Genomic DNA, 15,206 nt, shown 5'->3' on the forward strand with positions numbered 1-15,206 from the left:
TTTCAGGCGCTCAGCGGATCGGGCACCGGCGGAGCGCCGAACAGGTCGCGGTAGGGTCCTGGGCTGCTCACCAGCCTTTCGTGGGTTCCGCGGCCGACGATGCGGCCCTGATCGATGACGAGGACTTCGTGGGCGTCGCGGATCGCGCTCAGCCGGTGCGAGACGACGATCCGGGTGACCCGCAGCTCCGACAGGGCGGCGTCGACCCGGCGTTCGGTCTGGGGGTCGAGGTGGCTGGTGGCCTCGTCGAGGATGAGCAGGCGCGGCCGGTGCACGATGGCTCTGGCGAGCGCGACCCGCTGCCGTTGCCCGGCCGAGAGCGCGGCGCCGCCCTCGCCGACGTTGGTGTCGTAGCCCATGGGCAGGCGTTCGACGTCGTGGTGCAGCCCGGCGACGAGCGCGGCGGTCACCACGTCGTCGTCCGTGGCGTCGGGGCTGCCGAGCGTGATGTTGTCGCGGATCGAGCCGTTGAACAGCGACAGCTCCTGCAGCACCGCGCCGCATTCGCGCCGCAGCGCCGCCACGTCCAGCTCCTGGACGGGTACGCCGTCGTGCCGGACCTCGCCCGTCTCCGGCCGTAGCAGCCCGAGCACCAGCAGGGCGAGCGTGCTCTTGCCCGACCCGGTACGCCCGACGACGCCGAGCTTCGCCCCCGCGGGCACCTCGAACGACATCTCCCGCAGCACGGGCGGCGAGTCGGGCGCGTACCGGAAGGCGACGCCCTCGGCCCGGATCGCGACCGGCCGCCCGGCGGGCAGCAGCCGGGCGCCGTTCGGCTCGGGGGCGGCGTCGAGCACGTCGTAGATGCGCTCGAACTGGCCGCGCAGCATGGAGTACAGCTGCACCGCTCCCACGAACGCCTGCAACGGCGCCAGCACCGACATCGCCAGGGCGTTCACCGCCAGCATGGTGCCCAGCGACATGCGCCCGCCGAGCACCAGCCACGCGCCGCACCACAGCAGCGCGAGCGGCGCGAACACGGCCACCGCTCCCTGCACCGCCTCGAACCAGGAGCTGGCGCGCCCCCGCCGCAGCATGGCCGTCTGGTACGTCCCGAACAGCTCCCGCCAGCGCGCCTGTGCCCGCGACTCCACGCCGTTGGCCTTGAGCGGCAGCATCGCCTGCAACGTCTCGACGAGATACCCCTGCTCGCCCGCGCGGGCGCCCAGCTCGGCCTGGGACAGGGGCCGCAGCCGCCGGTACGAGGCCACCATCAGCCCCGCCTGCCCGGCCGCCAGCACGCCGACCATGAGCGCGTACCAGGGGACGAGGAGGACGAGCGCGATCCCGTACGCGGACAGCAGGAGCATGTCGAGCGCGAGCGTGACGCTCTGCTGCGTGACCGCCTCCCTGGTGGTGGCGATGCTGCCGACGCGCAGGAGCAGGTCGCCCCGGCTGCGCTGGAGGAAGAACCCGATCGGCAGCCGCAGCAGGTGGCCGACGAAACGGCCGGTCAGCCGCTCGTCGGCGCGGGCCCGGAGGGCGAGCAGGAGGCGGGCGCGCAGGAAGGTGAGCGTGCCGTGGAGCGCCGCCGTGCCGAACACCGCCCAGCCGAGCACCGGCAGCAGGTCGCCGCGCCCAGCGGGGACCAGCTCGTCCACCACGGACTTGGTGGCGAGCGGCAGCGCCAGCGCCAGCAGCTGGATGGCCGCCGCCAACGCCAGCACCCCGGCCAGGCGACGCCGGCCGCCCGGCACCGCCGCGAAGTCGCGCAGGTAGCGGGCCGGCGTCGACCGCCACGGCGACGCGCGCCTCCTGACGAACCCGGGACCGGGCGCGCACTCGATCACCACGCCGCCGTAACGCCGCGCGAACTCCTCTCGCGGCATGGTGCGGCGGCCGTTGCCCGGGTCGACGATCCGCACGCCGCCCCTGCCCAGCCCCTCGACGACGACGAAGTGGTGGGCGGAGAAGTAGGCGATGAACGGCGCCCGCGGCGGCTCGCCGAGCGGATCCGCCACCCGTTCCGCCGTGGCCGTCAGCCCGTACTCGCGGGCCGCCGCGACCAGCCGGGCGACGGACACGCCGTCCCTGCCCGGGCCCAGCAGGTCACGGCACTCGGCGACCGAGGCGTGCCTGCCGTGGTGGCTCAGCAGCATGGCCAGGACGGCGGCCCCGCACTCGCTCGTGGTCAGTTGCAGGCGGACGGGGACGCGGCGCCGCATCACGGCAGCCCCTTTCTTTCGCGGGTACGTGGCGCTTCAGGCGGCCGGCGGGGCCAGGACCAGGACGGACGGCACCTCGGCGGGGGCGGCCAGCCGCAGGAGACCGTGCCCGATCCCCGCCAGACCGGACATCAGACCCGGCGTCGTCACGCCGCCCGGGGTGCCGCAGAGCGGGCCGTCGGCGAGCTGGGCGAGCAGGACACCGGCCCGCAGGCGCAGGGTGTCCGCCAGGTCGTGCCTGCCCGCGGCGACGGCTTGGGTGAGGAGCTCCAGGTTCCCGGCCTCGCCGTGGCACAGGCTGTGGCCGACGATGCCGGGCGGGCTGCTCAGGTACGAGCGCAGTGCCACGTCCAGGTCGGCGGCGAGGTCATCGGCCGCTTCGGCGTTCAGGCCGGGACGGCGGAGGAGGTCGGCGCGGGCCAGGCCGATGCCGGGCGCGCCGTGGCACCACCCCTGCATGGACGGGGGCAGGCCGGAGGGGTTCGCCGAGGCGTCGGGCAGGTCCCGGAAGTCGGGCCAGTTGCCGATGCGGGCGTCGAAGCGGGAACGCTCATAGGCGAAGGCGGCCAGGCCGGTCTCCGCGTACCGTGCCTCGCCGGTCCGGGCGGCGAAGCGGAGCAGCGCCCAGCCGATCCCCGCGGCCCCGTGGGAGAACCCGGTCAAGGGCGCCGAGGCGGGGATGTGACCGTGCCACGCCACCCCGCCGTCCTGCGGTCGCGCCGTCTCGACGAGCCGGTCGGCGCAGGCGCGGGCCACGTCCAGCGCGTTCGGCAGCCCGGTCGCCTCGTGGACGGCGAGCATCGCGGCCAGGCAGCCGGCCGCGCCGCCCACGACGTCGAGTCCCTCGTCCGTGGCGGCGGCGCCGGTCGTCGCGGCGAGCAGGGGTTCGACGTGGTCGAGCAGGTCGGGCGCGTCGAGGTCGCGGGCCAGGTGCGTCAGCGCGTACGCCAGCCCGACGGCGCTGTTGAAGGGCCCGCACGGGAACGCCGTGGCATTCCCGGCGATGCCGTCCACGAAGCCGGGGACCCAGGCCAGGGCCCGCATGGCGAGGTCGGCGTGGCGGGTCTCGCCGGTGATCCTGGCGAGCTGGCCGAGGAAGAGGGCGACGCCGGGGGTGCCGCCGTACAGGTCGCTCTTGAGCGTGCCGACCGTCCAGCGGGTCTCGCCCACGAGTTCCATGCCGAGCCAGTTGGCGGCGGAGGCGTCGCGATGGGCGCGTTCGGCGAGCTCGTCCCCGAGCGCCGTGGCCATGGCCACGAGCCGGTCCGCGAGCCCGTCCGCCGACGGGGTGGGGGCGGCGGGAGCCGCAGGGGCGGTGGGGGTCCAGACGCGGTCGCGGTCGCGGCGGCTGGCCAGGGTGGCGCGGATGATCCACTGCTGCTCGGCCAGATCCCGGGGGCCCATGGCGCGGATCTTGGCGGCGGCGTCCGAGGAGGGCACGCCCGTGAGCGCGCCGGCCAGCGGCTCGTCCCGGCTGGTCCACAGGTCGGGCGTGCCGGGGCGGCCGGCGAACAGGGGGATGTCGCCGTTCCAGACGTCGGCGATCTCGGCGGGGACCAGCCGGCGGCGGACCGGGTCGTCGGCGCAGGCGGCCCACAGCGCGTCGAGCACGTGGTCGCGGTCCAGGGCGTCACGCATGACATCCGGGTGGGTCGATTCCAGCAGCAGGGTGCCGTACAGCTGCGTGGGCCGCATCACCACGCGGATCTCGTCTCCCTGGAAGGCCGCCAGGACGCCGCCGGGCGAGAGCAGGTCGTCGCGGTGGGCGGCGATGACCTCGTACGCGCAGGTGAAACCCGACAGGAAGTCCTCGACGTGGTCGGCCGGATCGGCGACGGCGTCACCGACGCCCGGTCGGTTGCTGCTGCCGGGGAAGGCCGCCCGCTCCCGGATCAGCCGCATCTCGTCGGTCCCCGCGGCGGACCAGCCGGCCGACTCGAACGGCAGCGTGCTGCCCGCGTCCCCGCCCATGCCTCCCATGTCGAGGGCGCCGCCGTCCTTGCTCCACACGACGGCCGGCAGCAGCCCCACCCGGGCTACCGAGGTGTCCAGCGCCCGTTCGGCCGGGTCGTCGTCGGTACGCCCGCGGGCGCCGCCCCTGGGGATCGCCGGGTGGAACAGCGCCTCCAGGTCGACCAGCACCGGCTGGTCACCGGCGGCGATGAGGTTCTCGAAGTGGAAGTCCACGCCGTCGAGCGCGTACAGCAGGGCCAGCAGGGCGCCCTGCCGCCGGTAGAAGGCACGTACGCCGGCCTCGTCCGCGCAGGGCCCGTGCTCGGCGTACTCCACCCAGCCGTGGCCCGGCCGTTCCAGCACGGTCAGCACGCGCAGGCCGAGGCCGGGCATCCGGTCGTCGAGCCAGCCGAGCGCCCGGTTGAAGTGTGCGTGCACGGCCAGCGACCGCGGCTTGTAGACCACCCGCGCCCCGCTCTCGAACCGCAGCAGCCCGACCGACCGCCCGCCCCGGTGCCCGTCGCCCACGCCCATGACCACCTCGGCCAGCCGTCCCGGCTCGGTCCCGCCGAACAGCTCCGCCACGATCGCGGACCGGTCGGCGGCCAGCCGCCGCAGCAGCTCCAGGTAGTTCTCCACGGCGTGGTCGGCGCATTGGGCCATCAGCCGTGCCAGCACGACGTACTCGGACAGCAGCCCCGCCAGCCCCTCCCGGCCGGCCAGCCGCGCCGTGAAGGACCGGAAACGCTCCTCGGCGCTGTCCCCGTGCAGCTCGCCGCGTACCCGGGCCACGTTCAGCTCCAGGACGAGCACGCGCGAGGCGAGCGAGACGAGCTGCCTGCCGAGCTGGTCCGCGAACCCGCGCCGCAGAGCCGCCACCTTCCCGAGCCCGTCCGGCGCACCGGACACCATCCGGTCGACGGCGTCCCGGACGAACGGGGCGACGATCCGCGCGAACCCCGCGTCCCACGTGAACGTCGCCTCGTCGAGCTCCGGCGGCGCGGCCTGGACGCCGCCGCCCAGGGAGGCCGCCGCGAGCGCGGCTTCGACGGTGCCGGCCCAGGCGGGCCGGGGTGCGCGCGCCGCCAGCTCCTCGGGCGGCTCGGCCAGCAGCGCGAGCAGCACGTCGGCGTCGATGCCGAGGTCGGCGAGCCTGGCCTCGAACCGGCCGTCCTCGTCCATGCGGTGGGCGGCCCGCCAGCGCGCGAGCCGCCGCTCGGCCAGGTCGCTCTCGCGGGGAGCGGGCCGGGTGGTGAGCGCCAGCCGCTCGGCGAGCGTGAGCGCCCCGGCCCACCAGTGCGGTGCCGGTTCCATGTCTGTACGTTGTTCCGGCGTCGCGGCGATGTGTGACAAAGGTGGCATCCTCGCTGCTCGCGGGGACCACGCGCTTCGGCGGGCCCCTGGCCGTTGGCTGTCAGCAGGATGAGACGGCACCCGGCCGCCGCGGCATCCGGTGAACGCCGTGAGCCGCCTGCCCCCGTCGCCCGCGGGATACGTGAAACCACTGAGGCGCCGGATTTACGGGTCCGCGGCCATTCACCCAGGGGCCGATCTTGCCCACAATGGGCGCCGGAACCGACACGACCGAGGAGGACCGATGAACGACAACGGCAAGACCGGCATCCGGCGACTGCGGCGCATCGTCGTGGGCGCGGTGGCGCTGGCCGCCTGCGCCATGCTCGCGATCGCGGGACCCGCCGCGGCCGACAGCGATGGCGGCTTCGGCGGTTTCGGCGGCGGCAGCGGCGGCGGAGGCGGCGCCACCGGCAGCTGGTGACCCGCCCCCGGCACCGGATCAGCCGGGCAGAGTGACCGGCTCGGCAGAGGTCTTCGCTGTTGCGAAGTCGGTGATGACCTTGGAGCATCTCCTTACCGACGCGTACGACGTTCCGGGAGTGCCCCTGTGATCACCGATGATCTCTCCGAGCCGGAACTCGTCCTCTGGGAGGCGTTTCCCGTAGCGCGTCCGGTAGAGCTTCCCGGCGACCCCGTCCGGGCCGCGGTCATCGCGAAGCTGCTGCTCGGCGCCCAGGAACGCCTGCCGGGACAGACGCCCGGCCTGCGACTGTCCGGAGCCCGGATCACCGGCCGGCTGGACCTGTCCGACGCCGAGGTGCAGCACCCTCTGATCCTGACCGGCTGCGAGTTCGAGGAGGCGCCCGTCCTCACCGGAGCCCGCACCGGCCTGGTCGACCTCGCGGCTTCCCGGTTACCCGGACTGCGGGCCGCGGATGCCGTGATCGGTGGGGGCCTGCGCCTGGAGGGGTGCCTGATGGACGGCCCGATCCGGCTCGGTGGAGCGCACGTGTCCGGGACGATGGATCTCAGCGACACGGCGATCCACGCGGATCCGGCCGTCCACGCCGACGGCCTGACCGTCAACCGGGACCTGCTGTGCGCGAACGCCGTCATCGACGGTGAGATGCGCCTCGCGGGCGCCAGGATCGGCGGGACGATGACGCTCGACGGCGCGCGGGTCGGGCGGCCGGGCGGCCGCGGCCTCACCGCCGAGGGGATCGTCGTCGACGGCGGATTGTCGGGTCGGCACGGCTTCCTCTCGTACGGCGAGCTGAGCGTGCAGGATGCCCGGGTGGGGCGCCGATGCGAGTTCGGCGGAGCCCGGCTGTCCAACCCCGGCGGCGTCGCCCTGAACGCGGAGAGGCTCACCGTCGAGGGCAGGCTGCACTTCGATGAGGGCTTCGCCGCCGAAGGCGAAGTCCTCCTGCGCGGAGCCCAGGTGGCCGGGCAGCTCTTCTTCCGCCAAGCGACGCTGGCCAATCCGGGCGGACGCGCGCTGAACGCACCGCTGATGGAGCTCGGCGGCGGACTGCGGGCCACACCCGGCTTCGTGGCGACCGGAGCGGTCTTCCTGGACTCGACGCAGGTCCGCGGATCGCTCAACGTCGACGGCGGGAGGCTCTCCAACCCGGGCGCGACGGCGCTCTCACTGCGGCGGCTGGGGGTCACCGGCAGGCTCAGCTGCAGCGAGGGCTTCAGCGCCGAAGGCGAGATCGTGCTCATCAACGCCAAGGTCGAGGGCACCGTGGAGTTTCACGGCGCCGCCCTCAGCAATCCCGGCGGGCGCGCTCTGTCCCTGTGGGAAGTGACCGCGGGCGGTGGCGTCGACTGCTGCGAGGGCTTCACGGCCACCGGAGCCCTCTCGATCAGGAACTCCCGGATCGCCTCCACGCTGTGCTTCGCCGAGACCACTCTCGACGGCGACCTTCACCTGCGTGGCGTCGAAGCGGCCTCGCTGAAGATCGGCCCGGAGACCCTGCTGCTGCGCACCGTCGACCTTCGCCACACCCGGGTCGGCCTGCTCGACGACGTTCCAGACCGGTGGCCCGCTCAACTCCTGATGAACGGCTTCACCTACGACAGCCTGGAGGCGCCCCTGCCCGTCCAGGAGCGCCTTGACTGGCTGGCCAAGGAGGCCTACCAGCCGCAACCGTACGAGCAGCTGGCCGCCGTCTACCGCCGGCATGGTCACGACGAGGCCGCTCGGGACGTGCTGCTGGCCAAACAGCGCCGCCGCCGGACGGGGCAGCGGCTCGGGGCGAGGCTCTGGGGTTACCTGCAGGACTGGACCGTCGGGTACGGCTACCGCCCGTTCCGCGCCGCGCTCTGGCTCGCCGCCCTTCTCCTCATAGGCACGGTCGCTTTCGACGTCCACCAGCCACCGGCCTTCAAACCCGGCGAGGCACCTCCCTTCAGCCCCTTCCTCTACACCCTGGACCTGCTCCTCCCGATCATCACCTTCGGACAGGAGAGCGCGTTCGGCCCGCGTGACCTGCAACAGTGGCTCGCCGCCGCGCTGATCGCCGCGGGGTGGATCCTCACGACTACCATCCTGGCGGGCCTCACCCGCGTACTCTCCCGCCAATAGCCATCGTCGGCTCCTGGAGCTCCGGACGATCCGGCATGACATCCGGCCTGACAGGGAGATGATCGTCCATGGCAGACTGGTGCTCCAGGAAGGTGATCGGCCGAGGTAGGGGTGCCTTGTTACATGGACGAGCCGCCGAGAAGGCGGAGATCGACCGGCTGCTCCAAGCCCTCCGGGAAGGCGGCAGCGGCGCGCTGGTCATCGCAGGTGAGGTGGGCATCGGCAAGTCGGCCCTCGCGGAGTACGCGGCCGAGCAGGCGCGCGGCATGGAGCTGCTGCGCACCACCGGGGTCGAGTCCGAGGCGGAGTTGCCTTTCGCCGGCCTGCATCTCCTGCTCAAGCCGGTGCTCGACCGTGTCGACGCACTGCCGCCCCGCCAGGCGGCCGCCCTGCGCGGCGCCTTCGGACTGGGCGACCCGCCAGGGGAGAACCGGTTCCTGGTCGGCCTCGCCACCTTGACCCTGCTGTCCGATCTCGCCGCCGAGCGGCCCCTGCTGTGCCTGATCGACGACGCGCACTGGCTCGACCGGCCCTCGGCTGAGGCGCTGACGTTCACCGCGCGCAGGCTCGGCTCGGAGGGCCTTGCCCTGATCTTCGCCGTCAGAGACGGCGAGGGGGACCTGCAGACGCTGGGGATGCCCGGGTTGCGTCTCGGTGCCCTGGCACGGCCGGAGTCCGCCGCGCTGCTCGCCGAGCACGCGCCCGACCTGGCGCCGCACGTGCGGGACCGGCTCCTGGACGACGCCGAGGGAAACCCGCTCGCCCTCGTCGAGCTGCCGAGACGGCTGACGCCGGAGCAGCGCGCGGGAAGCCTGTTCCCACTCGACATCGGGCACGGCGTGCTCCCGCCGGCCGGTCGTGTCCGCCTGGCGTTCGAGAGCAGGATCGACCGCCTGCCCGAACCGTCCAAGGCCATCCTGCTCATCGCCTCCGCCGACACCAGTGGCGAGCTGGAGCCGATCCTTCGTGCCGCCGCCATGTTCGGGGCTTCTGTCGCCGACCTGGATCCGGTCCAGGCGGCCGGCCTGGTCACCCTGGACGGCCGGAAGGTGATGTTCCGGCACCCGCTCATCCGGACCGTCACCCTGCAGGCCGCTCCGTTCGGCCGCCGGATCGCGGCGCACCGGGCACTGGCCGCCGCGCTGATCGGCGACCGGGACGGCGACCGGCGCGCGTGGCACCTGGCGGCGGCCGCCACCGGACCGGACGATCAGGCCGCGGCCGAGCTCGAAGACGCGGCGGAACGGGCGCGCGCCGCCAACGGCTACGCGGCGGCCGGCGCCGCCTACGAACGCGCGGCCGAGCTGACAGGCGAGATCCCGGCGCGGGCGCGCCGGCTGGGCGCGGCGGCGGCACTGGCCGTCGCGTCCGGCCGGCTCGATCGCGCCGTCACCCTCGCCGAAGCCGCCGCGGATCTCATGGGAACGCCGTCGGCGCTGGCCGAGCTCGACCGTGTCCGGGCCGTGGCCGAGGCCCAGCGCGGCTCCCCGGAAGAGGCGGGCCACCTGCTCATCACCGGTGCCGAACGCATCACCGGGACGGATCCGGGCAAGGCCGCCGCGATGCTGGTGGAGGCGATCCGGGGCGCGCTGCTCGCCGGCAGCCCAGCCGTGGCCGGGCGGTCGGTCGGCCTGCTCCGCCGCTTGTCCGCTCCCCCCGAATCCTTCGCCTTCCGCTTCGGCACGGCCATGTCGGAGGTGGTGGACTTCTTCATCGGCCGGCAGCCGGAGGACTTCGCGGCCGCCCGCACGGCCATCGCGGAGGCACGCCGCACCCCCGGCGGCGAATGGAGCGACATGCTGAGCGCCGCCTGCCTCGCGCTCGCCATGGGGGACAGCCCGGCCTCCGCCGAACTGGCCGGCCGGCTCGTGGATGAGTACCGCACGCGCGGCATGGTAGAGCTGCTGCCCGGGGCGCTGGAGCTACGCGCTCAGGCCCGGCTGTTCCTGGGGGAGTGTCGTGACGCGCTCATCGACGTCTCGGAAGGCTTTCAGGTGGCCGCCGACATCGGGCGCGACCAGGGGTCCGGCCGGCTGACCGCGATCGCCGCGATGCTCGCCGCGCTCAGCGGTGAGGAGGAGCGCTGCCAGGAGCTGGCGGAGCAGGCGGTGCGGTTCGGCGAGTCCCGGGGGCTGCGCATGAGCGCCGCCATGGGGACGTGGGCGCTCGGGCTGCTCGACCTCGGCCTCGGCCGCCACGAGACCGCGCTGGAGCACCTTCGCGGGCTGTCCCGCGGACCGCACCACCACGCCCTGGTGGAAGTCCTGGCCGCGGAGGACGTCATCGAGGCGACGGTGAGGACCGGCAGCGGCGCAGCCGCGGCGGAGAGCCTTGGCCGGCTTCGGGAGTGGGCGTCCCACGTACGGCAACCCTGGGCAGATGCCGTCGTGCTGCGCTGCCGTGCCCTGACCGGCACCACGCGGGAGGCCGAGCAGCTCTTCCAGGCGGCCCTGCGCCTCCACGACAAGGCCGAGCACCCTTTCGCGCAGGCCCGCACGGAGCTGTCGTACGGGGAGTGGTTGCGGCGCGCCCGCAGGCGCGGCGAGGCACAGCACCTGCTCAGGGACGCGATGGACCGGTTCCAGCGGCTCGGAGCCGCCCCCTGGGCGGCCCGGGCGCTCGGCGAGCTGCGTGCCAGTGGTGACGTCACCGTTCCGCGCAGCCGTGCCGCCGACCGGCTCGGCGGTCTCACCCCGCAGGAGCTCCAGGTCGTACGGCTGGCCGCGCAGGGCCGGACGAACCGGGAGATCGCCGAACAGCTGTTCCTGAGCGTGCGGACGGTCGGCTCCCACCTCTACCGCGCGTTCCCCAAGCTCGGGGTGTCCTCGCGCGACGAGCTGGCCGGCATCGTCCGCACCGACTGAGGACCGCCGGGACGGCATACCCAATCGCGGCCGTGAGATGACTCAACCGGCCCGGAATCCACTCCCGCCGATGACTGATTCGCGAACGCGCGGCCGAGCGTACCGTGGGCTCGTTTGCTGATCTTGTGCCCACATCAGTGCTGGTGGCCCGGCGCGTCGCGCCGGTGCCGCAGCGTGCGCGCGAAAGAAGGTGCCGGTGTTCCGAAGGCTGGTCGCCGCCACGGCGGCGGGGATTGTCTGCGCGTCGATGCTCACGGGTTTCGACGTCCAACGAGCGGGGCCGGTGGCACACGCCGCCGAGCCCGAGCCCAAGGCGGGAACCGACGGGCAGGCCCGCGCACTCGCCCGCCGCACCGGCCGCGAGGCGGAGATCCTCGCCAGGCGAGGAGAGTCACGGGAGGTCTTCGCGAACCCGGACGGTTCGTACACGGCCGTCGAGCACCTGCGTCCGGTCCGCGTGCGCCAGGGTGATCACTGGGTGGATCCCGACACCACCATGGTCCGCAGGGCCGACGGATCGATCGGGCCACGCGCGTCCACCGTCGAGCTGGCGGTGTCCGGCGGCGGCGACGCGCCGCTCGTGCGGATGTCCCGCGCCGGCCGGTCCATGGAGCTGACGTGGCCGGGCGGACTTCCCGAGCCTGAGCTGCGGGGAGACTCGGCGGTCTACCACGACGTGTCGAAGGACGTCGACCTGGTCGTGCGTGCCGACACCGACGGCTTCGCCCACACCCTGGTGGTCAAGACCCGCGAGGCGCTGTCCGGTGGCGCGCTCGCCACGCTGCGCCTGGGCATCGCGGGTGCGGGGCTCACCGTCCGGAAGGAGGCGGACGGACGGCTGCGCGCCGTCGACCAGGCCGCGGGCGGCCCGGTCTTCGAGGCGCCCGGGGCGATCATGTGGGACTCCACCGAGCCCGCGGGGGCGGCGCCGGATCGGGCGTCCCGCGCCGGGGACGACCTGGCGGACGGTCCGTCGCCCACGTCGAAGGTGGCCGACCTCGGGACGGCGGTGGACGGGCAGGGCTTCACGCTCACCCCGGACGCGCGGCTGCTGAACGCCCCCGACACGACGTTCCCCGTCTACATCGACCCCGTGTGGAAGACCGTCAAGGCATCCGCCTGGGCGTACGTGTCACGCAGTTACCCGAGCACCTCGTTCTACAAGTTCGGCGGCAAGCCGGACGCCGGACTCGGCCACTGCGCGGGCGACGCCAAGTGCGCGCCGTCCGACGTCAAGCGCCTCTTCTACCGCATGTCGACCAGCGCGTACGCGGGCAAGCACATCATCTCGGCCGACTTCGTGGCCAAGGAGACCTGGTCCTACTCCTGTGACGGCCGCACGGTGCAACTGTGGCGCACCAAGGCGTTCGTCGACGGGTCGACCTGGAACTCCACCGACGACAACTGGATCGACCATCTGGACACCCGCGACGTGGCCAAGGGGTGGTCCTCCGACTGCCCGGGCGGCGACGTGGAGTTCGACGCCACCAAGGCCGTGAAGGACGCCGCCGCCTTCAGGTGGTCCACGACGACGTTCGGGCTGCGGGCCGGCTACGAGAGCGACCCGTACGGCTGGAAGAGGTTCGCCGACGACGCCTACCTGCGCGTCAACTACAACACCCCGCCGCCCCAGCCGAAGATGAGCGACCTGGCGATGAAACCGGGCGGCAAGTGCGTCCGCAGCCCCGCTCCGGCCGTGCGCGTGCCCCCGACCCTGCTGGCGGTGCTGCGCGACCCGGACTCCGGGGACGCCAAGAAGGTGTACGCGGAGTTCGCCGCCGGCTGGGACGGCGCGCGCCGGTGGACCTCCGCCAAGATCGGGCCGAAGACCAGCGGGTCGACCTTCCAGGTCACGTTGCCCGCGTCCATCCCCGAGAAGAAGACGATCGACTGGGCCGTACGGACCTGGGACGGCTACCAGTACAGTCCGTGGAGCTACGCGGGCGACGCGACCTCCTGCTATTTCACCTACGACAAGGGCTGGCCGGCGTCCCCGACGGTGACCTCCACCGTTTATCCGGAGTCCGACCCGGATAACGACGACGACCCCTGGTACGACGGCGTCGGCCGCTACGCGACCTTCACCGCGGACGCCCCGGACGCCGACGTGACGAAGTACTGGTTCGGGATCAACGAGAACGCCACCCAGGCCATCGAGCTCAAGCCGGCCACGCCCGGCGGGCCGGTGACGATCCAGGTCGCCCCCGACCACGCCGGCATCAACTTCGTCACCGTTCAGGCGTTCGACGCGGCGGGCAACGCCAGCGAGCGGGCTTACTACGCGTACCGGGCCAAGGCGGGAGCTTCGGCCCGGGCGGAGTGGGCACTGGACGACCCCGTCGACTCCACGCAGGTCGCCGATGCCACGGGCAGGTTCCCGGCCACGGTCGAGGGAGGCGTGACGCTGGGGGTGCAGGGCGTCTCCAAGACGGCGATGCAGCTCAACGGCACCACCGGCAACGCGGTGACCGCCGGGCCGGTGGCCGACACCGCCACCAGCTTCGCGGTGTCGGCGTGGGCACGGCTTCCGGAGGACAAACCCGATCACGCGGGCATGATCGCCAGTCAGAACGACTCCGTACGGACGTCGTTCGAGCTCTACTACTCGTCCTCCTACGACCGGTGGATCTTCAACCGGAACACCGGGAACGACGCGAGCGCCACGACCGTCCGGGCGCAGTCCGCCACCGCTCCGCAGGGAGGGGAGTGGGCGCACCTCGTCGGCGTGTACGACTCGGTCGCCAAGCAGATCAAGCTGTACGTCAACGGCAAGCTCGCGTCCACGACGGCGTTCACCACGCCGTGGAAGGCCGCCGGACCGGTGCGGATCGGCGCCGGGTCCTCCAACGGGGCGCTGGCATCCTTCTTCCCCGGCGAGATCGACGACGTGCGGATCTTCGACCGCATCCTCACCCCTGAGGAGATCGGTGACCTGTTCACCCAGCACCCCATCGTGAACGCCCGCTGGAAGCTGAACGACTCGGCCTCGGCGGTCCGCCCGAGCACCGCGTACTGGAAGCTGGACGAGGCGGCGGGCGCCGGCCGCGCCGAGGAGGTCACCGGAACCCATCCGGCGGGCAAGGTCGGCGGCGTCACCTTCGGCACCGCGGGCAAGTACGGCAACGCGGCGCGCGCCGACGGCACGACCGGCTATCTCAAGACCGCCGGGCCCGTGCTGGACACGGGCAAGAGCTTCTCGGTCACGGCCTGGGCGAAGCTGGCGGCCACCAAACCGGCGCACGCCGGGATCATCGCCACGCAGACCGACTCGGTGAAACCGTCGTTCGAGCTCTACTACTCGTCCTCCTACGACCGGTGGATCTTCAACCGGAACACCGGGAACGACGCGAGCGCCACGACCGTCCGGGCGCAGTCCACGACGGTCCCGCAGGGTGGCGTGTGGACGCACCTGGCGGGGGTCTACGACGCCGCCGCCAAGCAGATCAAGCTGTACGTCAACGGCAAGCTCGCGTCCACGACGGCGTACACCACGCCGTGGAAGGCCGCCGGACCGGTGCAGATGGGCGCCGGCTCCTACAGCGGCTCGCCCTCGTCGTTCTTCCCAGGGGACATCGACGAGGTTCGGATGTTCGACCAGGTCATCAGCGACTCGGAGATCGCCGCCATGGCCTCCGGCTCACCGCTGACGATCGCGGCGGACGACGCCGGCGCGGGACGGCACGTCACCCTGTACGGCAATGCCCGGATCGACCAGGCCGCGGGCTGGGTGGGCACCCCGCCCGGCGCCCTCGTCCTGGACGGCAACGGCGATTACGCGGCCTCCGCCGGCCCCGTCGTGCGCACCGATGACAGCTTCACCGTCGTCGGCTGGGTGACCACGGCCGGTCGGCCGAGCCGGGCTTCGGCGATCTTCAGCCAGGAGGGCTCCGTGAACAGCGCCTTCACCCTGCGCTACCGGCCCGACTCGACGGACCCGGCCAATGCGGGCGGCTACGAGATCGAGATGCCCGACAAGGACGTGACCGGTCCGAATCGTCCCACCGCCCAGCACTCCGCCTTCCAGTCAGGCCTGGAATGGGACCACGTGGCGATCGTCTACGACGCCTTCCAGGACCAGATGAGGCTCTACGTCAACGGCGAGCCGGAGCAGACCGAGGACCACGTGTCGTGGCGGTACAACGTGCTCGGGTTCAACGCGGGCAAGGGGCTGCAGCTCGGCCGGACCAAGACGGACGGCGCGTACGGCGAGTACTGGCCGGGTGTGATCGACGACGTGTGGGCCTTCCAGGGGATCGCGACCGACGAACAGATCCAGATGCTGGCAGGCGGCACGGAACTCCCCACCGACACCGGCCCCTGAGCGGGCCGGACCACGGC

General features: G+C 73.1%; 6 protein-coding genes. 4 read left to right on the forward strand and 2 right to left on the reverse strand.

Features of this window, described 5'->3' with window-relative positions; all coding sequences use genetic code 11:
- Positions 1-2: 2 nt before the first annotated feature.
- Both ACWEPL_RS34775 and ACWEPL_RS34780 read right to left on the reverse strand, forming a co-directional pair.
- Positions 3-2,165 (reverse strand): peptidase domain-containing ABC transporter, encoded by a 2,163-nt coding sequence (locus ACWEPL_RS34775; protein ID WP_452438701.1) that lies wholly within the window; start codon positions 2,163-2,165, stop codon positions 3-5.
- 36 nt (positions 2,166-2,201) lie between these two features.
- Entirely contained in the window at positions 2,202-5,432 is a 3,231-nt protein-coding gene (locus tag ACWEPL_RS34780) for a type 2 lanthipeptide synthetase LanM family protein (RefSeq protein WP_452438702.1), read from the reverse strand.
- 283 nt (positions 5,433-5,715) lie between these two features.
- Here ACWEPL_RS34780 and ACWEPL_RS34785 point away from each other — a divergent pair, with 283 nt between their 5' ends.
- The 4 genes from ACWEPL_RS34785 (at position 5,716) to ACWEPL_RS34800 (ending at position 15,189) form a co-directional block, all read left to right on the forward strand.
- Positions 5,716-5,895 carry a hypothetical protein gene (locus ACWEPL_RS34785; protein WP_363969476.1) on the forward strand — a complete coding sequence of 60 codons (180 nt, stop codon included), beginning with the start codon at positions 5,716-5,718 and terminating at the stop codon, positions 5,893-5,895.
- A gap of 126 nt (positions 5,896-6,021) precedes the next feature.
- Entirely contained in the window at positions 6,022-8,004 is a 1,983-nt protein-coding gene (locus ACWEPL_RS34790; protein ID WP_452438703.1) for a hypothetical protein, read from the forward strand.
- 116 nt (positions 8,005-8,120) lie between these two features.
- Complete coding sequence (locus ACWEPL_RS34795; protein ID WP_452438704.1) at positions 8,121-10,868, forward strand: AAA family ATPase; 2,748 nt, start codon at positions 8,121-8,123, stop codon at positions 10,866-10,868.
- A gap of 196 nt (positions 10,869-11,064) precedes the next feature.
- Entirely contained in the window at positions 11,065-15,189 is a 4,125-nt protein-coding gene (locus ACWEPL_RS34800) for a LamG-like jellyroll fold domain-containing protein (protein ID WP_452438705.1), read from the forward strand.
- Positions 15,190-15,206: the final 17 nt, after the last annotated feature.

Source organism: Nonomuraea sp. NPDC004186 (assembly GCF_053603495.1).

Bases quoted from the DNA above. Each gene is read 5' to 3' on its own strand.
- ACWEPL_RS34775 (WP_452438701.1), bottom strand. From the start codon at position 2,165: ATGCGGCGCCGCGTCCCCGTCCGCCTGCAACTGACCACGAGCGAGTGC.
- ACWEPL_RS34780 (WP_452438702.1), bottom strand. From the start codon at position 5,432: ATGGAACCGGCACCGCACTGGTGGGCCGGGGCGCTCACGCTCGCCGAG.
- ACWEPL_RS34785 (WP_363969476.1), top strand. From the start codon at position 5,716: ATGAACGACAACGGCAAGACCGGCATCCGGCGACTGCGGCGCATCGTC.